General features: G+C 74.5%; 20 protein-coding genes. 9 read left to right on the top strand and 11 right to left on the bottom strand.

Features of this window, described 5'->3' with window-relative positions; all coding sequences use genetic code 11:
- Window positions 1-136 precede the first annotated feature (136 nt).
- From KGD83_RS09460 to KGD83_RS09485, 6 genes are all read left to right on the top strand, one after another.
- On the top strand, window positions 137-1,909 hold the full coding sequence (locus KGD83_RS09460) for an acyclic terpene utilization AtuA family protein (RefSeq protein WP_212643437.1): 1,773 nt from the start codon (window positions 137-139) through the stop codon (window positions 1,907-1,909).
- A gap of 61 nt (window positions 1,910-1,970) precedes the next feature.
- Window positions 1,971-3,569: an acyl-CoA carboxylase subunit beta gene (locus KGD83_RS09465; protein WP_212643438.1), complete on the top strand. Its 1,599-nt coding sequence runs from the start codon at window positions 1,971-1,973 to the stop codon at window positions 3,567-3,569.
- Between the two features lie 13 nt (window positions 3,570-3,582).
- On the top strand, window positions 3,583-5,604 hold the full coding sequence (locus KGD83_RS09470) for an ATP-binding protein (protein WP_212643439.1): 2,022 nt from the start codon (window positions 3,583-3,585) through the stop codon (window positions 5,602-5,604).
- On the top strand, window positions 5,601-6,773 hold the full coding sequence (locus tag KGD83_RS09475; RefSeq protein WP_212643440.1) for an acyl-CoA dehydrogenase family protein: 1,173 nt from the start codon (window positions 5,601-5,603) through the stop codon (window positions 6,771-6,773). Before KGD83_RS09470 ends, KGD83_RS09475 begins: the two co-directional genes overlap by 4 nt.
- 59 nt (window positions 6,774-6,832) lie before the next feature.
- A complete protein-coding gene (locus KGD83_RS09480) occupies window positions 6,833-7,447 on the top strand; it encodes a TetR/AcrR family transcriptional regulator (RefSeq protein WP_212643441.1) in 615 nt (204 codons plus the stop codon).
- Window positions 7,448-7,541: 94 nt separating this feature from the next.
- Window positions 7,542-8,111, top strand: a complete 570-nt coding sequence (locus tag KGD83_RS09485; RefSeq protein WP_212643442.1) for a hypothetical protein — start codon at window positions 7,542-7,544, stop codon at window positions 8,109-8,111.
- Window positions 8,112-8,176: 65 nt separating this feature from the next.
- On the opposite strand, the gene KGD83_RS09490 is transcribed toward KGD83_RS09485, so the two are convergent.
- Window positions 8,177-9,511, bottom strand: a complete 1,335-nt coding sequence (locus KGD83_RS09490) for a GH1 family beta-glucosidase (RefSeq protein WP_212643443.1) — start codon at window positions 9,509-9,511, stop codon at window positions 8,177-8,179.
- A 171-nt stretch (window positions 9,512-9,682) separates the two neighbouring features.
- On the bottom strand, window positions 9,683-10,981 hold the full coding sequence (locus KGD83_RS09495; protein WP_212643444.1) for an MFS transporter: 1,299 nt from the start codon (window positions 10,979-10,981) through the stop codon (window positions 9,683-9,685).
- 216 nt (window positions 10,982-11,197) lie between these two features.
- Here KGD83_RS09495 and KGD83_RS09500 point away from each other — a divergent pair, with 216 nt between their 5' ends.
- Entirely contained in the window at window positions 11,198-12,067 is an 870-nt protein-coding gene (locus KGD83_RS09500) for a VOC family protein (protein ID WP_212643445.1), read from the top strand.
- Here the strand turns inward: KGD83_RS09500 and KGD83_RS09505 are convergent.
- The 7 genes from KGD83_RS09505 to map form a co-directional block, all read right to left on the bottom strand.
- On the bottom strand, window positions 12,030-12,650 hold the full coding sequence (locus tag KGD83_RS09505; protein ID WP_212643446.1) for a PadR family transcriptional regulator: 621 nt from the start codon (window positions 12,648-12,650) through the stop codon (window positions 12,030-12,032). The genes KGD83_RS09500 and KGD83_RS09505 overlap by 38 nt on opposite strands.
- Window positions 12,651-12,786: 136 nt before the next feature.
- Window positions 12,787-14,757: an acyl-CoA dehydrogenase family protein gene (locus tag KGD83_RS09510; protein WP_212643447.1), complete on the bottom strand. Its 1,971-nt coding sequence runs from the start codon at window positions 14,755-14,757 to the stop codon at window positions 12,787-12,789.
- Between the two features lie 108 nt (window positions 14,758-14,865).
- Window positions 14,866-15,153, bottom strand: a complete 288-nt coding sequence (locus tag KGD83_RS09515) for a helix-turn-helix domain-containing protein (RefSeq protein ID WP_019609735.1) — start codon at window positions 15,151-15,153, stop codon at window positions 14,866-14,868.
- Window positions 15,154-15,341: 188 nt separating this feature from the next.
- Window positions 15,342-16,319 (bottom strand): S66 peptidase family protein, encoded by a 978-nt coding sequence (locus tag KGD83_RS09520; RefSeq protein ID WP_212643448.1) that lies wholly within the window; start codon window positions 16,317-16,319, stop codon window positions 15,342-15,344.
- A 167-nt stretch (window positions 16,320-16,486) separates the two neighbouring features.
- Window positions 16,487-17,893, bottom strand: a complete 1,407-nt coding sequence (locus KGD83_RS09525) for a M20/M25/M40 family metallo-hydrolase (RefSeq protein WP_212643449.1) — start codon at window positions 17,891-17,893, stop codon at window positions 16,487-16,489.
- A 153-nt stretch (window positions 17,894-18,046) separates the two neighbouring features.
- Window positions 18,047-18,880: a M55 family metallopeptidase gene (locus KGD83_RS09530; protein ID WP_212643450.1), complete on the bottom strand. Its 834-nt coding sequence runs from the start codon at window positions 18,878-18,880 to the stop codon at window positions 18,047-18,049.
- Window positions 18,881-18,970: 90 nt separating this feature from the next.
- Window positions 18,971-19,822: a type I methionyl aminopeptidase gene (gene map / locus KGD83_RS09535; RefSeq protein WP_212643451.1), complete on the bottom strand. Its 852-nt coding sequence runs from the start codon at window positions 19,820-19,822 to the stop codon at window positions 18,971-18,973.
- 144 nt (window positions 19,823-19,966) lie between these two features.
- Here map and KGD83_RS09540 point away from each other — a divergent pair, with 144 nt between their 5' ends.
- Entirely contained in the window at window positions 19,967-20,158 is a 192-nt protein-coding gene (locus KGD83_RS09540; RefSeq protein ID WP_212643452.1) for a hypothetical protein, read from the top strand.
- An 82-nt stretch (window positions 20,159-20,240) separates the two neighbouring features.
- Window positions 20,241-20,936 carry an NADPH-dependent F420 reductase gene (npdG, locus tag KGD83_RS09545; RefSeq protein WP_212643453.1) on the top strand — a complete coding sequence of 232 codons (696 nt, stop codon included), beginning with the start codon at window positions 20,241-20,243 and terminating at the stop codon, window positions 20,934-20,936.
- Window positions 20,937-21,012: 76 nt separating this feature from the next.
- On the opposite strand, the gene KGD83_RS09550 is transcribed toward npdG, so the two are convergent.
- Both KGD83_RS09550 and KGD83_RS09555 read right to left on the bottom strand, forming a co-directional pair.
- Window positions 21,013-21,615, bottom strand: a complete 603-nt coding sequence (locus KGD83_RS09550; RefSeq protein WP_212643454.1) for a hypothetical protein — start codon at window positions 21,613-21,615, stop codon at window positions 21,013-21,015.
- 43 nt (window positions 21,616-21,658) lie between these two features.
- Entirely contained in the window at window positions 21,659-22,276 is a 618-nt protein-coding gene (locus KGD83_RS09555; protein ID WP_212643455.1) for a hypothetical protein, read from the bottom strand.
- Between the last annotated feature and the right edge of the window lie 19 nt (window positions 22,277-22,295).

A 22,295-nucleotide genomic window follows, 5' to 3' on the forward strand; every position in this document is an offset into this window, starting at 1 on the left:
CGCGCGCCTCCCCCCGCTCCGAGGGGGAGTAACGCACGCCCCGTGGCCGGTTCCGGCCATACCGCGCCCGCCCACCGTGTCCGCTCCGGCCCGACCGCCCGTCCGGAAAAACAAGCACACGTGCTTGTTTTTCCGTGTGGCCGGTGTCACCCTCGTGTCCATGACCGCTGCTGCCACCCCGGCGCCCCCGCTGCTGGTCGCGAACGCCTCCGGTTTCTACGGGGACCGCTTCGCCGCCGTCCACGAGATGCTCACCGAGGGGCGCGTGGACGTCCTCACCGGTGACTACCTGGCCGAGCTCACCATGGCCGTCCTCGGCCGCGACCAGCTCGGCGACCCCGGCCGCGGCTACGCCCGGACCTTCCTGGACCAGATGCGCGAGACCCTGGCGCTGGTCATGGAACGCGGCACCAGGGTGGTCACCAACGCGGGCGGCCTCAACCCGCGCGGCCTCGCCGACCGGCTCACCGAACTCGCCGACGGGCTCGGCCTCGAACCCCGCATCGCCTGCGTCACCGGCGACGACCTCATCGACCGCGCCGAGGAACTCGACCTCGGTTCCCCCCTGACCGCCAACGCCTACCTGGGCGCCTTCGGCATCGCCGCCTGCCTGGAGGCGGGCGCCGACATCGTCGTCACCGGCCGCGTCACCGACGCCTCCCTGGCCGTGGGCCCGGCCGCCGCCCACTTCGGCTGGACCCCCGGGGACCTGGACGCCCTGGCCGGGGCCACAGTCGCCGGGCACGTCATCGAGTGCGGCACCCAGGCCACCGGCGGCAACTACGCCCTGGCCGCGGGACTACTGCGCGAGGGCCGCGACCTGGACCGGCCCGGCTTCCCCCTCGCCGAGATCCACGCCGACGGCAGCGCCGTGATCACCAAGCACCCCGGCAGCGGCGGTGCCGTCACCACCGGGACCGTCACCGCCCAGCTCGTCTACGAGGTCGCCGGAGCCCGCTACCCCGGCCCCGACGTCACCGCCCGCCTGGACACCGTGCGCCTCACCGGGCAGGGGCCCGACCGCGTCCTGCTCAGCGGAACCCGCGGCGAGGAGCCGCCCCCCGACCTGAAGGTCGGCCTGACCAGTCTCACGGGCTTTCGCAACGAGGTCGAGTTCCTGGTCACCGGCCTGGACGCCGAGGCAAAGGCCGCCCAGGCCGAACGCCAGATGCGCGCCGCCCTCGCCGACCGCGCGCCCGACGACCTGCGCTTCACCCTCGTGCCCGCCCGGGACCCCCACGGCGACACCCAGGACGCGGCCACCGCCCGCCTGCGCGTGGTGGCCCGCGACCACGACCCCGCGGTCGTGGGCCGCTCCTTCGGCGCGGCCGCCGTGGAACTGGCCCTGGGCAGCTACGCCGGGTTCCACCTCACCGCGCCGCCGCGCGACGCCCGCCCCGACGGGGTCGCCGCCACGCACGCGCTCGTGCCCGCCGCCGAGGTCGCGCACACCGCGATCCTGCCCGACGGCGCGCGGGTGCCCGTCGCGCCCGCGCCCCGCACCCGTCCCCTGGCCGAGGTCGCCGAGCCACCGCTGCCCGAACCCCTGCCCCGGGGCCCCGCGCGCCCGGTCCCGCTCGGCCTCGTCCTGGGCGCGCGCAGCGGCGACAAGGGCGCCGACGCCAACCTGGGCGTGTGGGTGCGCGGCGAGAGCGCCTGGCGGTGGCTGGCCACCACCCTGACCGCCGACCTGCTGCGCGAACTCCTGCCGGAGACCGCCGGACTGCGCGTCACCCGGCACCTGCTGCCCAACCTGCGCGCCGCCAACTTCTGGATCGAGGGCCTGCTCGCCCCCGGCACCGCGCGCCGAGAGGGCGTGGACCCCCAGGCCAAGGGGCTGGGCGAGTGGCTGCGGGCCCGCCGTGTCCCCGTTCCCGAGGTCGTGTTGGCGGAGGTGGAACGGCCGTGAGCCCGCTGAGGACCGGGAATGCCCCCGCCCCCGATGCCGTGCCGACGGAGGTGCGACGACCGTGAGCGTGCTCAGGACCGGGGTCGACACCGCCTCGCCCGCCTTCGCCGAGGCCCGCGAGGCGATGCTGGCCGAGCTCGCCGAGATCGACGCCGAGCACGCCAAGGCCCTGGCCGGGGGAGGACGGCGCTACGTGGAGCGCCACCGCGCCCGGGGCGGCCTGCTGGCCCGCGAGAGGATCGAACTCCTGCTGGACGAGGGCAGCCCCTTCCTGGAGCTGTCGCCGCTCGCCGCCTGGGGCAGCGACTTCCACGTCGGCGCCAGTCTCGTCACCGGAGTGGGCGCGGTCTCCGGCGTGGAGTGCGTGCTGGTGGCCAACGACCCCACAGTGCGCGGCGGCTCCAGCAACCCGTGGACCCTGAGGAAGACCGCCCGGGCCGCCGAGATCGCCGAACGCAACCGGATGCCGCTGATCAGCCTGGTGGAGTCCGGCGGCGCCGACCTGCCCACCCAGAAGGAGATCTTCATCCCGGGCGGCCGTGCCTTCCGCGACCTGACCCGCCTGTCCGCCGCCGGAGTCCCCACCGTCGCGCTGGTCTTCGGCAACTCCACCGCCGGGGGCGCCTACGTCCCCGGCATGAGCGACCACGTGGTCATGGTGCGCGAGCGCTCCAAGGTGTTCCTGGGCGGCCCGCCGCTGGTACGGGCGGCCACGGGCGAGGAGAGCGACGACGAGTCGCTGGGCGGGGCCCGAATGCACGCCGAGGTCTCCGGCCTGGCCGACCACCTGGCCGAGGACGAGCGCGACGCGATCCGTCTCGGACGGCGCGTCGTGGCACGCCTGGGCCACCGGAAGGCGGGGCCCGCCCCGCGCCCGTCGGCGCCCGAACCCCTGTACCCTGCCGAGGACCTGATCGGGATCATGCCGCCCGACCTGCGCGTGCCCGTCGACCCGCGCGAGATCATCGCCCGCCTCGTGGACGGCTCTGTGTTCGACGAGTTCAAGCCCTCCTACGGCGGCGGCCTGGTCACCGGCTGGGCCGACCTGCACGGCTACCCCGTGGGCGTGCTCGCCAACGACCACGGCGTGCTCTTCAGCGCCGAGGCCCAGAAGGCCGCCCAGTTCATCCAGCTCGCCAACCGCTCGCACACGCCGCTGGTGTTCCTGCACAACACCACCGGCTACATGGTCGGCCGCGAGTACGAGCAGGGCGGCATCATCAAGCACGGCTCGATGATGATCAACGCCGTCTCCAACAGCACCGTCCCCCACTTCTCGGTGCTCGTGGGAGCCTCCTACGGGGCGGGCCACTACGGGATGTGCGGGCGGGCCTACGACCCGCGCTTCCTGTTCGCCTGGCCCAGCGCCCGCTCCGCCGTCATGGGTCCCCGCCAGCTCGCCGAGGTGCTGTCCATCGTCGCCCGCCAGTCCGCGGCCGGGAAGGGGCAGCCCTACGACGAGGACCAGGACGCCGCCCTGCGGGAGATGGTGGAGCGCCAGATCGAGGCGGAGTCGCTGCCCCTGTTCCTGTCCGGGCGGGTCTACGACGACGGCGTCATCGACCCCCGCGACACCCGCACCGTCCTGGGCCTGTGCCTGTCCTACGCCCACAACGCCCCCGTCCGGGGCACCGACCGCTTCGGCGTCTTCCGGATGTGAGTGAGGAGCAGCCATGAACCCCGTCACCCGCATCCTGGTCGCCAACCGGGGCGAGATCGCCCGCCGGATCATGCGCACCTGCCGCTCCCTGGACATCTCCACCGTCGCCGTGCACGCCCCCGGCGAGGAGGGCGCCGCGCACGTGGCCGAGGCCGACACCGCCGTGCGCCTGCCCCCGCCCGAGGGGGGCGGCCCCGTGGACGCCTACCTCGACCCCGACGCCGTGGTGGCCGCCGCCCGCGCCTGCGGAGCCGACGCCGTCCACCCCGGCTACGGCTTCCTGTCCGAGAACCCCGCCCTGGCCCGCGCCGTCACCGCTGCCGGGCTGACCTGGATCGGCCCCCCGGCCGAGGCCGTCGAGAGCATGGGCGCCAAGACCCGCGCCAAACGCATCGCCCGGGACGCCGGGGTGCCCGTCGCCGACGCCCTCGACCCCGGGCAGGTGCGCCCCGAACACCTGCCCGTGCTGGTCAAGGCCGTCTCCGGCGGAGGCGGACGCGGCATGCGCGTGGTCCGCGACCTGGCCGACCTGCCCGCCGAAGCCGCCGCAGCCCGCGCCGAGGCGGCCTCGGCCTTCGGCGACCCGGAGGTGTTCTGCGAGCCCTACGTCCCCCACGGCCGCCACGTCGAGGTACAGGTCCTGGCCGACACCCACGGCACCGTGTGGGCCCTGGGCGAGCGCGACTGCTCCGTCCAGCGCCGCCACCAGAAGGTCATTGAGGAGACGCCCGCCCCCGGCCTGCCCGACGACCTGCGCGAACGCCTGCACGGGGCCGCACGCCGCCTGGCCCGCGCCATCGGCTACACCGGCGCCGGGACGGCCGAGTTCCTCGTCCCCGTGGGGGAGGAGGGCTTCGGCGAACCGGTCTTCCTGGAGATGAACACGCGGCTCCAGGTCGAACACCCCGTCACCGAGTGCGTCACCGGCCTGGACCTGGTCGAGTGGCAGATCCGCGTCGCCGAGGGCGAAGCCCTGCCCGGGGGAGGCCCGCCCGCGCCGCGCGGCCACGCCGTCGAGGCCCGCCTGTACGCCGAGGACCCCCGCGACGGCTGGCGGCCCCGCACCGGCGTCCTGCACGCCTTCGACGTCCCCGCCGACACCCGCTTCGCCGCGCCGCCCGCCTTCGGGGTGCGCCTGGACAGCGGGGTCGAACCCGGCGACACCGTCGGCGCAGACTTCGACCCCCTGCTCGCCAAGGTGGTCGCCCACGGGCGCGACCGCCGTGACGCGCTGCGCCGCCTGGCCGCGGCCCTGGCCGCCGCGCGCGTGCACGGGGTGGGCACCAACCGCGACCTGCTCGTGCGGGCGCTGCGCCACCCCGCGTTCGCCGGGGCCGAGGCCCGCCCCGAGGGGCTGCACACCGGCTACCTGGACGGCGACCGCCTCAGCGCCCTCGTCCAACCCCTGGCCGACCCCGCCGCCGAACGCCTCGCCGCGCTGGCCGCGTCCCTGTCCGCCGCCGAGGCCGCCCGCGCCGGCGCCGCCGCCCCCGCCGGAGTGCCCGCCAACTGGCGCGCCCTGCCCTCTCAGCCCTTCGTCCGCCAGCACGACGTCGACGGCGACGAGGCGAGGCGGACCACCACCGCCTACCGCACCCTGAGAGGGTCCTACCTGCCCGAACAGGCCGGGGTCCGCGTGCTCTCGGCCGCGCCCGACCTGGTGGTCCTGGAGGCGGACGGCCTGCGCCGCGCCTTCGACGTCCACCGCCCCGCCGCGGGCGGCGACGTCCACGTCGACTCACCCCTGGGGTCGGTCGCCCTCACCCCCGTCGATCCCCTGCCCGAACCCGAGGCCGCGGTCGACCCCGGCGCCCTGCCCGCGCCCATGCCCGGCACGGTCACCGCCGTGGAGGTCGCCGTGGGCGAGCGGGTCGAGCCCGGACAGACCCTGCTGCGAATGGAAGCCATGAAGACGGAGCACCGCGTCACCGCCCCCGCCGCCGGCGCCGTCCGGGAGATCCCGGTCGCGGCGGGGCAGAGGGTGCCCGCCGGGGCGCCCCTCGCCGTCCTCGACTACGAAGGGGCCACCCCGTGACCGGTGCCATGACCTTCAACGAACCCGCCGAACGCGTCGACCTGCGCGCCGCGGTGTCCGCGTTCGCCGCGGGGTACGGGTCCGAGTACTACCGGGCCCGCGCCAAGGAGGGCTCCTACCTCACCGAACTGTGGCGCGAGGCGGGCGGACTCGGCTACCTCGGGGTCAACATCCCCGAGGAGTACGGCGGCGGGGGCGGCGGCATCGGCGACCTGGCCGCCGTCCTGGAGGAACTCAGCGCGGCCGGGTGCCCCACCCTGATGATGGTGGTCTCCCCGGCCATCTGCGGCACCGTCCTGTCCCGCTTCGGCACCCCCGGGCAGCGCGGGCGCTGGCTGCCCGGCCTGGCCACGGGCGAGACCATCATGGCCTTCGCCATCACCGAGCCCGACGCCGGATCCAACTCCCACCGCATCACCACCACCGCCCGGCGCGACGGCGGGGGCTGGGTGCTCAACGGCCGCAAGACCTTCATCTCGGGCGTGGACGTGGCCGACGCCGTCATGGTCGTCGGACGCGTCCAGGACGAGGACACCGGGCGCCTGTCCGCCGCGCTGTTCGCGGTGCCCACCGACGCCCCGGGGTTCGAGGCCCGCCGGATCGAGATGGACCTGGTCAGCCCGGACCACCAGTACCAGCTGTTCCTGGACGACGTGCGCCTGCCCGCCGACGCCCTGGTCGGCGACCCCGGGGCCGGACTCCTCCAGCTCTTCGCCGGACTCAACCCCGAGCGGATCATGGCCGCGTCCCTGGCCTCGGGCAGCGCCCGCCACGCCCTGGACAAGGCGGTTGCCTACGCCAGGGAGCGCACCGTCTGGCGCGACACCCCCATCGGCGCCCACCAGGGGCTGGCCCACCCGCTGGCCCGGGTCAAGATCGAGCTGGAGCAGGCCCGCCTGATGACCCAGCACGCGGCGCTCCGCTACGATTCCGGCGACGACGCGGGGGCGGGGGAGGCGGCCAACATGGCCAAGTACGCCGCCGCGGAGGCGTGCGTGCGCGCGGTCGACCAGGCCGTGCAGACCCTGGGCGGCAACGGCCTGGCCAGCGAGTACGGGCTGGGATCGGCGATCGCCGCCGCCCGCCTGGCGCGCATCGCGCCGGTGAGCCGGGAGATGGTGCTCAACTACGTGGCACAGCAGTCCCTCGGACTGCCCAGGTCGTACTGAGCGGTCGGCGCGCGGACACGGGCCGCCTCAGGGACTCGGGGACGGGGGGAAGCAGCGACGTGGACACCGGGGCCGACCGCGAGCCGCGCCAGGAACGCAGCCGGGCCACCCGCGCCCGGCTGCTGGAGGCCGCCGTGGCCTGCCTGGCCGAGGAGGGCGCGGCCGGCGCCACCGTGGGCGCGGTCGCGCGGCGGGCCGGGGTGTCGCGCGGCGCCGCCCAGCACCACTTCCCCACCCGCGAGGACCTGTTCCTGGCCGTGCTGCGGCACATGCTCGACAGCCGCGGCGCGGAGCTGCGGCGCGGCGCGGCCGCCGTCCCCGAGGGCGGCGGCCGCACCGAGGCGGTCGTACAGATGGTCGTGGACGCCTTCACCGGAGCCGACTTCCGCGCCGCCCTCCAACTGTGGTCGGCCGCCGCCAGCGACCCCGTCCTGCGCGAGCGGATCATCCCGATGGAGGAGCGGATGGGCCGGGAGATCCACCGGGCGGCCGTGGAGCTGCTGGGCGTGGACGAGTCGGTCCCCGGGGTCCGCGAGACCGTCCAGGCCACCCTCGACCTGGCACGCGGCCTGGGACTGGCCAACCTGCTCACCGACGACGGGCCCCGGCGGCGCCGGATCGTGCGCCAGTGGGCGCGCACCCTGGACGGGCAACTGCGGACCCCGGCACCGTGAACCGGCTACCTCGGCGGCACGGAGCGTGCTTATCATCGAAACGGCGGGACCACGGGCCCGCGACGAACGTCATCCCCGGACCGGACAAGGCGGTGTGAAGGTGAGCGCGGATGCGGGCAGGGACCTTCCGGACCTGGCCAGGCGGGCGTTGGACGCCTTCGCCGAGAGCGCTTCGCGCCGCAGGGACCGCGACGCCCTGATGGACAACGCCTTCGCCGCCCTCTTCGCCCTGTACCGGGCGACCACGCCCGCGCAGCGCAGGTCCCCCGGCGGCCGGGAGTTCAGCGCCACCCTGGCCGAGCTGCTGGTGGGCGGCAGCAACCCGGACCGCCTCGGCCTGTACGTGGTCCGCACCCAGACCGCGGCCGAGAACGGCGAGCACGAGGCCTACCGCCCCGCCTGCTGGCGGCGGTCCATGCTGGAGCTGCTCGGCGAGGAGTTCGTGCCCTGGGAGGCCTTCCTGCGCCCGGGCGACCTGGAGGCCCTCCCGCGCATCGACGAGGCCCTCACCGCGGTGGCGGGCCGGGCGCGGCCGGTCAACGACGAGGAGGTCCCCTCCTGGGTGCCCGAGTCGCACTGGTGGTGGTGGGAGCCCGCCCGCCAGCGCGGCGAGGAGGCCCCCGAACGCCAAGACAGCGGCACCCTGGACGCCGTCGCGGACTGACCCCGGCCGCGCCCCGGATCCCGCGTGCGCCCGGCCCCGGTGCCGCCGTGCGCCGCGGCGGTCCCTCACGCACCGGCTGACGCGGTCCTGGCGGCGACGAGGTCCCGGTACCAGGCGAAGGAGTCCTTGGGAGTGCGCTCCTGGGTGGCGTGGTCCACGTGCACCAGCCCGAAGCGCTGGTGGTAGCCCTCGGCCCACTCGAAGTTGTCGGTGAGCGTCCACACGAAGTACCCGCGCACGTCCGCGCCCCGCTCCCGCGCGGCCTCCACGGCGGCCACGTGCCCCTCCAGGTAGGCGATCCGCTCGGGGTCGGCGATCCGCCCGCCGGGGGAGACCCGGTCCTCGTAGGAGCAGCCGTTCTCGGTGACGTACAGCGGCGGCAGCGCCCCGCCGTGGCGCTCGCGCAGCAGGTCGATCATCCGGCCCAGCCCCTCGGGCACCACCGGCCACCCGAACGCCGTCACCGGCGCCCCGGCGACCTCGCCGAACCCGAACGGCAGCCCCGACCCCTCGTCGGGCGCTGTGGCCACGGTGGGGTTGTAGTAGTTGACCCCGAGGCCGTCCGCGCTGCCCGCGACCGCCTTCAGATCGCCCTCGCGCACGCCGGGGACCTCCGCGACGCCGAAGGCCGACAGGTCGGGGTAGGCGCCGGTCAGCACGGGGTCGGTGAACAGCCGGTTGTGCAGGGTGTCGTAGGCGTGCGCGGCGGCGGCGTCGGCCTCGGAGCCGGTGGCGGGGCCGACGGGGGAGTAGTTGTTGGTGAGCAGGGCCTCCAGACCGCGCGAGCGCAGCTCCCCGGCGGCCAGCCCGTGCGCGAGCAGCATGTGGTGTGCCACCCGCATCACCTCGGGCACCGCCAGGGTCCGCCCCGGGGCGTGGACGCCGAGCGCGTGCCCGTAGGCGGTGTGCACCAGGGGCTCGTTCAGGGTGATCCACCGGTTCACCCGGTCGCCGATGCGGTCGGCCGCCGCCGCGGCGTACTCGGCGAACGCGTGCGCCGTGTCGCGTTCGCTCCAGCCGCCCGCCTCCTCCAGCGCCTGGGGCAGGTCCCAGTGGAACAGCGTCGGCACCGGGGTGATCCCCCGGGCCAGCAGGGCGTCCACCAGGCGGTCGTAGAAGTCCAGACCGGCCCCGTTCACCGCGCCGCGCCCGGTCGGCACGACCCGGGGCCAGGCGAGCGAGAACCGGTAGGCGTTCACCCCGAGCCGGTCGAGCAGGTCCACGTCCTCGGCCCACCGGTGGTAGTGGTCACAGGCCGGGGCGGGGCTGTGCCCGTCGCGGACCGCGCCCGGACGCTCGGCGAAGACGTCCCACACCGACGGGCCGCGCCCGTCCGCGTCGAGGGCGCCCTCGATCTGGAAGGCGGACGAGGCCACTCCCCACAGGAACGGTGACGACATGGACGGTACCTGCCTTTCGCTGCGGCTGACGGGGTGAACGGGGCGGATGCGCGTGGGACGGAAGGCGCGGGACCGGTTTCGGTGCCCTGGCGCGCTGCCCGGGCCCGGTGCGCGGACCCACCGTGCTTGGAAGGTTCCGGGGCGGGCGGGACGTGTGGAACCGGCGGGAACTCACGCCACACCCCGGATCCGCCACACCAGCACCCCGCCCAGCAGGCTGAGCAGCCCGCACATGGTGTACAGGACCGGGTAGCCGCCCAGGTGGACCACGATCGGACCGGCGAGGGCGGGGGCGATGACCTGTGGTCCGGCGCTGGCGATGTTGACGATCCCCAGGTCCTTGGCCCGCCCGTCGGCGCTCGGCAGGACCTCGGTGACCAGGGCGTTGTCCACGGACAGGTAGACGCCGAAGCCGACCCCCAGGACCACCGCGCACACCAGACTCATCGGCCACGTCGGAAACGCGGCGACCAGGAACGCGGGCACCGCCGAGACCGTTCCGGACAGGCACACCATCCCCCTGCGGCGGCCGACGCGGTCCGAGACCAGACCGGCCAGCACGGTCGTGGCCACGACCGCCGAGGTGTAGACGGCGATCAGCACCAGCAGCCCGTCCGCGGCCGGGGAGCCGGGGAACAGCTCCTCGTAGCCCACCGCGTCGGTGAGGAAGTAGAGCAGGTAGAGGGTGAACATGGCGTTGCCCGTCTGCATGAGGAAACGGGTCAGCCACGCCCAGCCGAAGTCGGGGTGGCGGCGAGGGGACACCCACAGCCCGCGCGCGAACCCGCCCCAGGAGGGGCGCGCCTCCCGGGGCAGCGGCGGGTCGGGGGCCAGCAGCGCGAACGGCAGGACGCAAAGGACGGTCAGCGCGCCGAGGAGGGCGTAGCCGGGGGCGATCCCCGTGACCACCACGGTCACCAGCAGCACCGCCAGCACCACGCCCGCCGACTGCGGTACGCCGATCCACCCCGAGACCACGCCGCGTTGGCGGACCGGCACGTGGTCGGGCACGGCCGCGAGCAGGGTCGCGTTCAGGCAGGACAGCGCGGCTTGGACGAAGGACCACCCCACCAGGACGCCGAGGACGCCGTCCTGTCGGCCGAGCACCACCAGGCCCAGGCCGCCCAGGAGCGCACCGGCCAGGATCCAGGGGCGCCGGCGCCCGAACCGGCCGGTGGTCCGGTCGGACAGGGCCCCGGCCAGCGGGGTGCCCAGGGTGGAGCAGGCCGCGCCCGCCCCGGTCACCCAGGCCAGGGCGGTCTCCTTGGCGCCGGGCGCGAGCAGGCCGACCTGCTCGGGCAGCAGGACCTGGAGCGGACCGAAGAAGGCCATCCACATGCCGAGGTTGGCCAGGCTGATCCCGGCCACCCACCGGCGGCGCACGGGCCGGGTGGGCTCGGCGAGCGCGGCGGGCGTTCGCGGGTCGGACGAGGGGGAGGGCGAGGAGGGCTGCGCGGGGGGTGGGCGCACGTGTGACCTACCTAATATGAATGTCTCTCATGTTAGGAGGACCGCCCCGCCGGGGAAAGGCCTGCGGCGGGGTCGGTTCGCGGCCCGTCGGCGAGCCCCCGGGGGCGCCCGCGCGGGAGTCGGTCCCGGCGCCCCAGGCTGTAATCAAGTTTGACCAGTGGACTTCGGCAGGACTACCCTCGCAAAGTAATCAAACTTGACTAATAGGAGGTGCGCGTGGCCGGAACGGACACCGCGCGGGGGGACGGCGGCACGGAAGGCGGCGCGTGGCGGGGCCGGTCGGAGGCGGCCGCCGTACGGGCCAACGAGACGACCGTTCCGCTGCTGCCGTGCGCCTCCGCCGAGGAGACCCTGGAGTTCTACCGGGCGCTCGGCTTCGAGGTCACCTACGAGCAGACCAGGCCCTACCTCTACCTGGCCTTCCGCTGGAGCGGGTTCGAACTGCACTACGGCCGCGCCTCGCAGGGCCTGGACCCCGCACTGGAGAACAGCGGCGGCTGCATGGTCATGGTCGACGCCGTCGCGCCCTACCACGCCGCCCTCACCCGGGCCATGCGCCGTTCCTACGGCAGGGTCCCGGCCAAGGGGCTGCCCCGCATCACGCGCCACCGGCCGGGCGCCAGCCGCTTCACCCTCGTGGACCCCTCGGGCAACTCGCTCATCTTCATCCAGCGCGGCGAGCCCGAGAGGCTGGAGTACGGCGGCTCCAAGGACCTCGACGGGCTCGCCCGCGTCCTGGACGGCGCCCGGATCCTGCGCGACCTCAAGACCGACGACCTCGCCGCCTTCCGGCGGATCCGCTCGGGGCTGAAACGGCACGGGGACCAGGCGCCTCCGGTGGAGCGGGCGCTGGCACTGGCCATGCTCGTCGAACTCGCGGTCGCCCTCGGCGAGGAGGAGGGCGTCCAGGAGTGGCGGGAGCGGCTGGGCGCGATCCCCCTCACCGGCGATGAGCTGAGCAGGGTCGAGGGGGAGCTGCGCAGCGCCTCCGCGCTGCGGCGCTGGCTCGGCGCGCGAACCCCGGAGGCGGACGGGGGCCGGGGGCCCCTCAGCCGGAGGGGGACGCCTCCGGCTCCCCGCCGGTGAGGACGCCCTCGTAGGGATCGCCCCCCTCACCGGCGAAGGAGTAGGCGCCGCCCTCGATGCGCCGGATCAGCGAGCGCGTCCACGCCGCGTCCGACTCCGCGGCGTGCACCCACATGTCCATGATCTCGCCGATGTGGCCCGTCTGCCCGGGGCCCTCCTCCGGGGCGTAGTGGGCGACCACGCCCCCGCGCCACTCCACCAGGCCCGCGACCCGCCGCCTGAGCAGATCAAGTGCCTCCCGCCGGGGCAGGTCCACGATGAAGCCCAGACCGGCCGAGAGCACGTCCGTGTGCGCGTCGTGCGAGGACACGGCCCGGCGCAGCAGGGCGAAGTACTCCCGGGTGCCCTCACCGGTGACCTCGTACTCGGTCCGGGGCGGCCCTCCGGCGGTGGAGGGCGCGGTCTCGTGGGCGTGCAGCAGGCCCTGCCGGGCCATCTGCTTGAGCGCGTGGTAGATCGACCCCGGCTTGGCGTTGGACCACTCGTGCGCGCCCCAGGACTCCAGGTCGGCCCGCACCTGGTAGCCGTGCGCCCGCCCGCGCAGGCGGACCGCCCCCAGGACCAGCAGCCGGATGGCCGACATCCACACCCCTCATCCCACCAGCCCGTCCGCACCCTTCGGCGGCCCGCGCCCTTCGAATCCGACCAGCCTATCCCCGTGCCCTGCGCTGCCCCCTCCCCGTGCCCCGACGGGCCTCGGCAGGGGGAGGGTCGGGGGCTCAGCCGCGCCCGGGGACCGGGTCGCCCTGGCGGGCGTGCTCGCCGCCCAGCGCGATCGGCGCGGCCAGCCACTCGTCGCGCAGGCCGAACGCGTTCACCAGCTGCACGGCGTAGGGGCGCAGGCCCCGGCACAGGTCGTTGACCGCCTGGGTGACCGCCTTGGCCCGAGAGGTGGAGAGCCGCTCGTGCTCCAGGAACCAGGCGCGGTCCTCCTCGACCACCGACATCACGTACAGGTCGCACAGCCGGTTGAGCAGCTTGGCGGTCGCGGTGTCCCCGCAGCGGTCGATCCCCGCCACGAACGCCTCCAGCACCACCCGGTCCATGTGCGCGCGGCCCGCGGCGAGCACGTGGTCCTGGGCGCGGTTGAACACGTCGAAGGCGTCCTCGCCGTTCCTGCCGGACCTGCGCAGCCGCGCGGCCAGGCCCTCGACGACGTGCTTCTCGCGGTCCTCCAGCAGCTCCAGCTGCCAACCCCGGTTGTACAGGCTGGCCTCCTCGCCGCGTCCCGGGGCGGCCGCGACGAGCCGCTCGATCAGCGGGATCGCGGCGGTGCGCTCGATGACCGTCTCGAAGACCTTGCCCGCCATGAACCGGGCCAGCCCCAGCTGGTCCAGGTCCCCGAAGGAGTCCTTGAAGTTGGTCAGCAGGCCCTTGGTGAGCTGCTGGAGCAGGACCGTGTTGTCGCCCTCGAACGTGGTGAAGATGTCGGAGTCGGCCTTGAGCTGCGGAATCCGGTTCTCGGACAGGTACCCGGCACCGCCGCACGCCTCGCGGCAGGTCTGGATGGTCTGGCTGGCGTGCCAGGTGGCCACCGCCTTGAGCCCGGCCGCCCGCGACTCCAGCTCGCGCTGGGCGTACTCGTCGCGCTCGGGGGAGCGGGACAGCTCGTGCAGCCGGGTGACCAGCTCCTCCTGCGCGAAGTGCAGCGCGTAGGTGCGGGCCAGGGCGGGCAGCAGCTTGCGCTGGTGCGCCAGGTAGTCCAGGAGGCGCACCTCCCGCTCGGGCCGCCCCTCGCCGTCGGGCCGGGTGAACTGGCGGCGGGTGTCGCCGTAGCGCACCGCGATGGTCAGCGCGGCCTTGGCCGCGCTCCCCGCGCCGCCCGCCACGCTGATCCGGCCCCGGACCAGCGTTCCGAGCATGGTGAAGAAGCGCCGGCCCTTGCTCTCGATGGGGCTGGAGTAGGTGCCGTCGGCGGCCACGTCCCCGTACCGGTTGAGCAGGTTGGTGCGCGGCACCCGGACGTGGTCGAACTCCAGCCGCCCGTTGTCCACGCCGTTGAGCCCGGCCTTGGGCCCGCAGTCGCCGATGCGCACGCCCGGCATCGGCCTGCCCCGCCCGTCCCGGATCGGGACCACCAGGGCGTGCACGCCGTGCTCCTCGCCGCCGGTGCTCAGCTGGGCGAACACCACCGCCAGGCGGCCGTCGCGGGCGGCGTTGCCGATGTAGTCCTTGCGCGCCGCCTCGTCGGGGGTGTGGACCACGAACTCCTCGGTGCCGGGGTCGTAGACGGCCGTGGTGCGCAGGCCCTGCACGTCCGAGCCGTGGCCGGTCTCGGTCATCGCGAAGCAGCCGGGCAGCTCCATCGACATCGCGCCGGGCAGGTACTCGGCGTGGTGGGCCTCGGTGCCCAGGGCGCTGATCGCCCCGCCGAACAGCCCCCACTGCACGCCCATCTTCACCATGAGCGACAGGTCGTTGACCAGCATCTCGAAGCCGACCACGGACGCGCCGACGTCGTCGCGGCCGCCCACCGAGGCGGGGAAGCCGTACGCGGGCAGGTCGGTCTTGGCCAGGCCCCTGATCTGGGTGAGCGTGCGGGCGCGGTGCTCCTCCATCGACAGCCCGTACACGGGGGCGTACAGGTCTCCCCGCAGGGCGTCGCGCATGTGTTCGCGCACGTGGGCCCAGCGGCCGTCGAGGAGGCCGCGCAGCTCGGCCTCGTCCACCCTCAGCGCCTGTTCGTTCATGTGCTCCCCCTGTGGTCCTGGCTGACGCGGCCCGGTCCGTGCCCGCCACCGGCCGAGCACGGAACCGTACCCGCGGGTACACGACCAACGTTAGGGGCCGGTGGGAAGTCAGACGGCCAGGGAGGCGGTCGCGGGGTCCCGGGCGGCGGTCGCGTCGGCGTCCACCCGGCGCAGGAGTTCGTCCAGGGACAGACCGAGCGCGGCGGCGATCGCCGCGACCGTGAAGAACGTGGGGGTGGGGATGCGCCCGCCCTCGATCTTGCGCAGGGTCTCGACCGAGATCTGGGCCTCGCGCGCGACGTCGACCATCGTGCGCTCCGCGCGGGCCCGGCGGAGCAGGGCGCCCAGGAGGCGCCCGCGCTCGATCTGGTCTGCGGTCAGCGGTTCACGCACCATACGACGAGTCTAACGCCACGGCGCCGGATCGGTATATCAATACCGGTGATGCCGTCCCGTGCGCGAACGGCCGCGGACGGCCCGGGGCCCGACGCCGAGGCGTCCCCTCGCCCACCACCGGCCGGGCCCGCCGGACGGACGGGTCGGAGGCCGCCGGGGCGGGACCGGAATGATCCGAGGAACACGGCTCAGGCCAGCCCCGGGACGGCCAGCTCCAGACGGCCCCCGTCCGCGTCGAGCAGGGCGGGCACCCCCAGCGGGACCGTCAGCTGGGCCGCGCAGTGCCCGAATCCCAGCCCCCACAGCACAGGCACCCCCAGCGGCTCCAACCGGTCGCGCATCAGCTCGGCGACCACCTCCGGCCCCGGCGGGCAGTCCGTCCACGAGCCCAGGGCCACCCCGGCCAGCCCGTCCGCCCACCCCGTGCGCAGCAGGTGCGTGAGCATCCGGTCGAGCCGGGCCACGTCCTCGCCGACGTCCTCCAGCAGCAGGATGCCGCCGGAGGCCGACAGACGGCTGTGCGGCGTGGCCAGACCGTCGTTGAGCAGGCTCAGGTTCCCGCCGAACGTCACCCCCTCGGCCCGCCCCGGCACCAGCGCGTGCGCGCCCGGCGAGGTCAGCACGGTCCGCCGCTCGGGCTCGAACAGGGTGGCGCGCAGCTCCTCCTGGGCCACCGGATCACCCACGAAGTACCCCGTGCCGACCACGGGCCCGTGCACCGTGGCCACGCCCAGCTCCACCGCGAACGCCTCGTGCAGCGCGGTGACGTCGCTGAACCCGACCAGCGCCTTGGGCTCGGCCCGGCGCATCGCGTCGAAGTCCAGCAGGTCCACCGTCCGGTGCGCCCCGTCGCCGCCGCGCACGCACAGCACCGCGTCCACGTCCGGGTCGCACCAGGCCTCCTGGAGGTCGGCGGCCCGCGTGGCGTCCGCCCCGGCCAGGTAGGGCAGCCGCGGATGGCGTTCGCGCACGTGCGGGGCCAGCCCCACCTCCAGCCCCCAGCCGCGCAGCGTCCCCACCGCGGCCTCCAGCCGCTCCGCGGGAACCGGGCTGCACGGGGCGACCAGGCGCACCCGGTCGCCCTCCCGCAGGCGCGGCGGACGGACCAGCGCGCGCACACCCCGCGCGTCCGCGACCCGCACCGCCGCGTCCGCCACCTCGGTCATCGCCTCTCCCACCTCGGGCCCTCTCCCTCGTTCGCGCGCCACCGGACGCGACGCCTCTCCCCACCACTGCTGCTCGGACACTCCGCGACCGGACCCTTCGAGGCCGCGGCTTGCGGAGTCCCGCCCTCCCCGGTCCCAGCCTCCCAGCCGACCAGGGGTTTCGCCGTTCAGGCGCGCAGGAACGTGTCCAGCGCGCGCACCCCGAAGCGCAGCCCCTCCAGCGGCACCCGCTCGTCCACGCCGTGCAGCAGACCCGAGTAGTCCAGGCCCTCGGGCTGGGCCAGGGGCGAGAAGCCGTAGCAGTCGATGCCCAGCCGGGAGAACACCTTGGCGTCGGTGCCCCCCGACAGGCACACCGGCACCACGTGGGCCCCGGGATCGTGCATCAGCAGGGCCTCGCGCAGCTCCGCGAACGCGGGGGAGTCCACGGGCGCGGACACCGGCGGCGAACCGTGCGCGTACTCCCAGGCCACGCGGTCGCCGGTGAGCTCCTCCATGACCGCGGCGAACTGCTCCTCCGCGCCGGGCAGCACCCGGCCGTCCACACCCGCCGTGGCCTCCCCGGGCACCACGTTCACCTTGTACCCGGCCGAGAACATCGTGGGCGTCGCGCTGTTGCGCGTGGTCGGGCCGATCAGCGGCGCGGCCGTCCCCAGACTGGCGACCAGGGCGTCCACCGCCTCCGCGGTCGCCGTGTCACCGGGGGAGCGCTCCACCTCCAGGGCGGCGGCGATCGCGTCGATCGCCGCCCGTGTGACGGGGGTCAGGTGCAGCGGCCACTCGTAGCCGTCGATCCGGGCCAGGGCCGCGGCCAGGGCGCCGATCGCGTTGTCGCGCGGCGGCCGGGAACCGTGCCCGGCCGTGCCCTGGGCGCGCAGGCTCAGCCAGGCGCTGCCGCGCTCGGCCGCGCCCACCGGATACAGGCGCACCGGCTCCCCGGAGGCGGTGCGGGCGTGGATGGTCTCCCCGCCGCCCTCACCGATCGCGGTGGTGCAGCCCTCGAACAGCTCGGCGTGCTCGCGGACCAGGTAGTCGGCGCCGTAGGCGGCGCTGTCCTCCTCGTCGGCGACGAAGGCCAGCACGACGTCGCGCCGGGGCCGCAGCCCGTGGCGAGCCCAGTGGCGCACCACGGCGGTGACCGTGGCGATGGTGTTCTTCATGTCCACCGCGCCGCGCCCCCACAACGCGGACACGCCGGTGACGGGGCAGTCGGCCACCTCACCGGCGAAGGGGGGCAGCGTCCAGTCGGCCGCGTCGGCGGGCACCACGTCCAGGTGGCCGTGCACCAGCAGTGCCGGGGCCGAGGGGTCGGTGCCGGGAACGCGCACGACCACGTTCGCCCGCCGGGGCGCCGACTCCAGCAGCAGCGGGTCCAGTCCGGCGTCGCCCAGGGCCTCGGCGACGTACTCGGCGGCCTCGCGCTCGTCGCCCTGACCGCCCCCGTGGTTGGTGGAGTCGCGGCGGACGAGTCCCCTGGCCAGGTGGACGGCGTCATCCCCGGCCGCCGCGAGGCCGTCGGCCCCTTCCGGGAAGCCTTCGGTTCTCTCTGGGAAGGAAGTGGCGATGTGGCCCACGAGCGCGCCTCGCTCTCGCTGAGGTGTCAGTAACGGGGGAGGACCTTAGTGACCAGTGGTGACGAAGTGGTGCTCCCCGGCACAGTTCTACCAGCCCCGTCCGCCCCGCTCCGGCATTCGCGGACGGCGGTCCCCGCGGCCCCCGCCCCGACCTCAGCCGTAGCGCTCCTCCATGGCGTTGGAGATCAGCGTGGTGACCGCCTTGAAGCAGCGGATCATCTCGTAGGCGTCCGGGGAGACGTACCGGACGCGCCGGACCCCCGTGCGCGTGACGCCGGGGACGACGGCGGCGGCCTGGGCCAGCTGCGCGGAGTCCACCTCCACCTCCACGGCCCGGGGCCCGGGCGCGACCGGGTCCAGGCGCCCGGCCAGCGTCATGGCGGCGCGCGCTCCGGCCCGGATGTCCCGCGCGGTCGCGGCCGGGGGACGGCAGCGGGCGGCGTACCGGCTGACGTGCTCCTTGACCGCGACCGTCCGCGCGAACGGGGCGTAGGTCGCGGCGTCCTCGCAGGCGCGGTCGTCCCCCGTGACCAGGATGACCGGGGTGCCGTACTCGGCGACCACGGCGGCGTTGAGACGGCCCTCGCTGGCCGGTTCGCCGTCCAGCCACACGCCGGTCACCGCGTTGGGCAGATAGGTGTGCGCGAGCACGCCCTCGTCACCGGCGCCGCAGTGGTAGCCGAGGAAAACCACGCCGTCGCAGTCGCCGGACTGCACGCCCTCCACCATGGACAGCTCCTTGTGCCGTCCGGTGATCATCGTGGCGTCGGTGTTGAGCTCCTCCAGCAGGAGGTTGCGCATGGTCGCGTGCGCCTCGTTGACCAGCACCTCGGTGGCGCCGCCCTCCAGCAGGCCCTCGACGGCGGCGTTGACGTCGCTGGTGAACATGGCGCGGCAGCGCTGCCACTGCTCGGTGCCGGGCTCGACGTCGGCGGGCCAGGTGACGCCCGTGGCGCCCTCCATGTCGGCGGAGATGAGGATCTTCACCCGCACGACCCTACGCCCCGGCCCCCTCCCGTGGCCACGTTCGGACGCCGCGCCCCGCCCGGAGCGCACGGGCGGGGACCGCGGCGGCGGTCACGGCAGGGTGAGGATCTCCGCCCCCGACTCGGTGATGACCAGGGTGTGCTCGAACTGGGCGGTCCACCTGCGGTCGGCCGTCACGGCGGTCCAGCCGTCGTCCCACATGTCGTACTCCACGCCGCCGAGCGTGATCATCGGCTCGATCGTGAAGGTCATCCCCGGCTCCATGACGGTGTCCGCGCGCGGGTCGTCGTAGTGCGGCACCACCAGGCCCGAGTGGAACTCCGGCCCCACGCCGTGCCCGGTGAAGTCGCGGACCACGCCGTAGCCGAAGCGCTTGGCGTAGGACTCGATGACCCGCCCGATCACGTTGATCTGGCGGCCCGGCCGACACGCCTTGATCCCGCGCATCATGGCCTCGCGGGTGCGCTCGACCAGCAGCCGGTGCTCCTCCGAGACGTTCCCGGCCAGGAAGGTGGCGTTGGTGTCGCCGTGCACGCCGTCCCGGTAGGCGGTGATGTCGATGTTGACGATGTCGCCGTCGGAGACCACGGTGTCGTCGGGGATGCCGTGGCAGATCACCTCGTTGAGCGAGGAGCACAGCGACTTGGGGTAACCCTTGTAGCCCAGCGGACTGGGGTAGGCCCCGTGGTCCATCAGGAACTCGTGGCCGATCCGGTCCAGCTCGTCGGTGGTCACCCCGGGCCGGACGTTGCGGCCGACCTCCTCCAGGGCCTGGGCCGCCAGCCGTCCCACCACGCGCATCCGCTCGATGGTCTCGGGGGTCTGCACGTCGCCCAGGACCCCCTCCACGGGATGCTTCCGTCCGACGTACTCCGGGCGGACGATGTGGGAGGGAACCGAACGTTGTGGCGAGATTCGCCCAGGAACCAGCGGAGTAGTCATGGACACTGATTGTAGTTCGTGGGTCGGCCACGCGGTCCTGGAAGAGGTCCCTCCACCCGCGGGTGTAGGGGAAGCCCGGGCCTGGGTAGGTGCCCACAGAAGCACGTTCCCGTCGGGGCGGCGTCCCGTAGAAAGCGAGTCACGGTGAGCGAGGACACTCAGCTGGACGACAAGTGGTGGTACTGCCTCAGGCACAACCGGGTGGAGCACGGCCCCGGATGCCCCAACAAGGAGCGCCTGGGCCCCTACCCGGACGAGGCCACCGCCGCCAGCGCGCTGGCCATCGCCGCCCGGCGCAACGAGGCCTGGGACGAGGCCGACGAGGAGGACCGGTGATCCGCGCCCGCACGCGCTCCGGACCACCGCGCCGCGCCGTGCCGGGGACGCCCCCGGGCGACGCCTCTGACAGGATCGGCGCATGACTGAACAGAGCACACCCGCGGGCGCGGACATCTCCGGGCTGTCCGTCGCCGTCCTGGGCGGGACCGGGGACCAGGGCCGGGGCCTCGCCCGCCGCCTCGCCCTGGCCGGGCACACCGTCCACCTCGGCTCGCGCAGCGCCGAGCGCGCCGAGAAGGCCGCCCGGGAACTGGTGGAGGCCGAGGCCGCCCCGATCGACGTGCGCGGCCTGGACAACGCCGCGGCCGCCGCCGCGGGCGACGTCGTCATCGTCGCGGTGCCCTGGGACGGCCACCGCGAGCTGCTGGAGCGGCTGGCCGCTCCGCTGGCGGGCAAGATCGTCGTGGACTGCGTCAACCCCCTCGGCTTCGACAAGAAGGGCCCCTTCGCCCTCGACGTCGCGGAGGGCAGCGCCGCCCAGCAGGCCGCCGAGGTACTTCCCGACAGCCGTGTCACGGCCGCCTTCCACCACGTGTCCGCCGTGGTGCTGCTGGACCCCGAGGTCGAGGAGGTGGACCTCGACGTGCTGGTGCTGGGCGAGGACCGCGAGGCCACCGACGTGGTGCGCGCCCTGGCCGAGCGGATCCCGGGGGTGCGCGGCGTCTTCGGCGGCCGCCTGCGCAACGCCCACCAGGTCGAGGCCCTGACCGCCAACCTCATCGCGGTGAACCGCCGCTACAAGACCCACGCGGGCATCCGGATCACCGGGCTGTAGCCCGGAGCCCCCCGCCCGCGCACGCGTACGGCGCCGGTCCCCGCCTCGGGGACCGGCGCCGCTGCGCCGGACGCGCTCAGCCGCAGTAGGCCGCGCGCTCCTCGTCCGTCATGGACCGCGTGGACTGGGTGACCGTGCTTCCCTGGTCCTCGGCCGGTCCTTCGGCGGTGAAGGGGGCGTACCAGACGTAGTGGCCCCACTCGCGGTCGGGGAAGTGCAGTTCGTAGGTGCCGTGGACGCGCTGCATCCGCGGCCCGTAGTACACGCGGGCCACCTCGCCCGGCTGGGCGACGACCTGTGTGCGCTGGCTCTGGGTGTGCGACGAGCTCCACTCGTGGCCGTAGGAGACGCTGAAGCTCTGCTTGAAGACCGCCCCGAACGTCGCCGTCATGGACAGGTTCACGCTGTTGGTCTCGCCCGTGGTCTTGGACCACTCCACCATGGACGTCTGCTCGTGGTCGGTGCAGTTGTAGACCGGTGAGCCGACCGGCTCGGAGGTGTTCTGGTAGTACTCCGGCTGGCCGGACGGGTGGAACTCGCACACGTCGGTGCCCTCACCGCACCGCTCCAGCAGCTCGCGGACCGTCGGGTTCTGCTCGTGGTCGGCCGCGGCAGGTGCGGGGGTGAGCGCCAGCACGGCCGCCAGGCCCGCCGCGGCGCCCGCTGCGAGGGTTCTCATCGCTTCCGCCTCTCGTGGGGGTGGGCTTTCGTGGGGGCCGGGGTCACGGGCACGCGGCCCGCTCGGCGTCGGTCATCGGACGCACGTTCTGCGTGACGACGTCGTCGGGGGAGCCGGGGACGGGCCCCTCCGCCGTGAAGGGGGCGTACCAGACGTAGTGGCCCCACTCGCGGTCGGGGAAGTGCAGTTCGTAGGTGCCGTGCACGCGCTGCATCCTCGGCTGCCGCTCGACCCAGCCCACCTCACCGGGGGCGGTGTTGACGTAGGTGGTCTGCGTCTCGGTGTGTGAGGTGGTCCAGGTGTGCTCGAACGACTGCTCGTAGGACACCGAGAAGACCTCGCCGAACCCGGCCTCGGTGGTCAGGGTCAGGCCGACGCTGTTGCTCTGGGACGTGGTGTCGGACCAGATCACCGCCATGTCCTGGCGGCCGGAGGTGCAGTTGAACACCTCCGAGCCCACCACGCGGCTCGGGGCGGCGAAGAGTTCGGGCTCGCCACTGGGGTGGAACTCGCAGACGTCGGTCCGCACGTCGCACAACTCCAGCAGTTCGCGCACGCTGGGAGCGCCCTCGTGGTCGGCGCGGGCGGCGGTCGGGGGCGCGGCGACCGCGCCCGCCACGGCGACGGCGGCCGCGCAGAGCACGGTGGACGTGCGTCGCATGTCGTTCTCCCTTCGAGCG

This window comes from Nocardiopsis akebiae (assembly GCF_018316795.1).
GTDB lineage: Bacteria > Actinomycetota > Actinomycetes > Streptosporangiales > Streptosporangiaceae > Nocardiopsis > Nocardiopsis dassonvillei.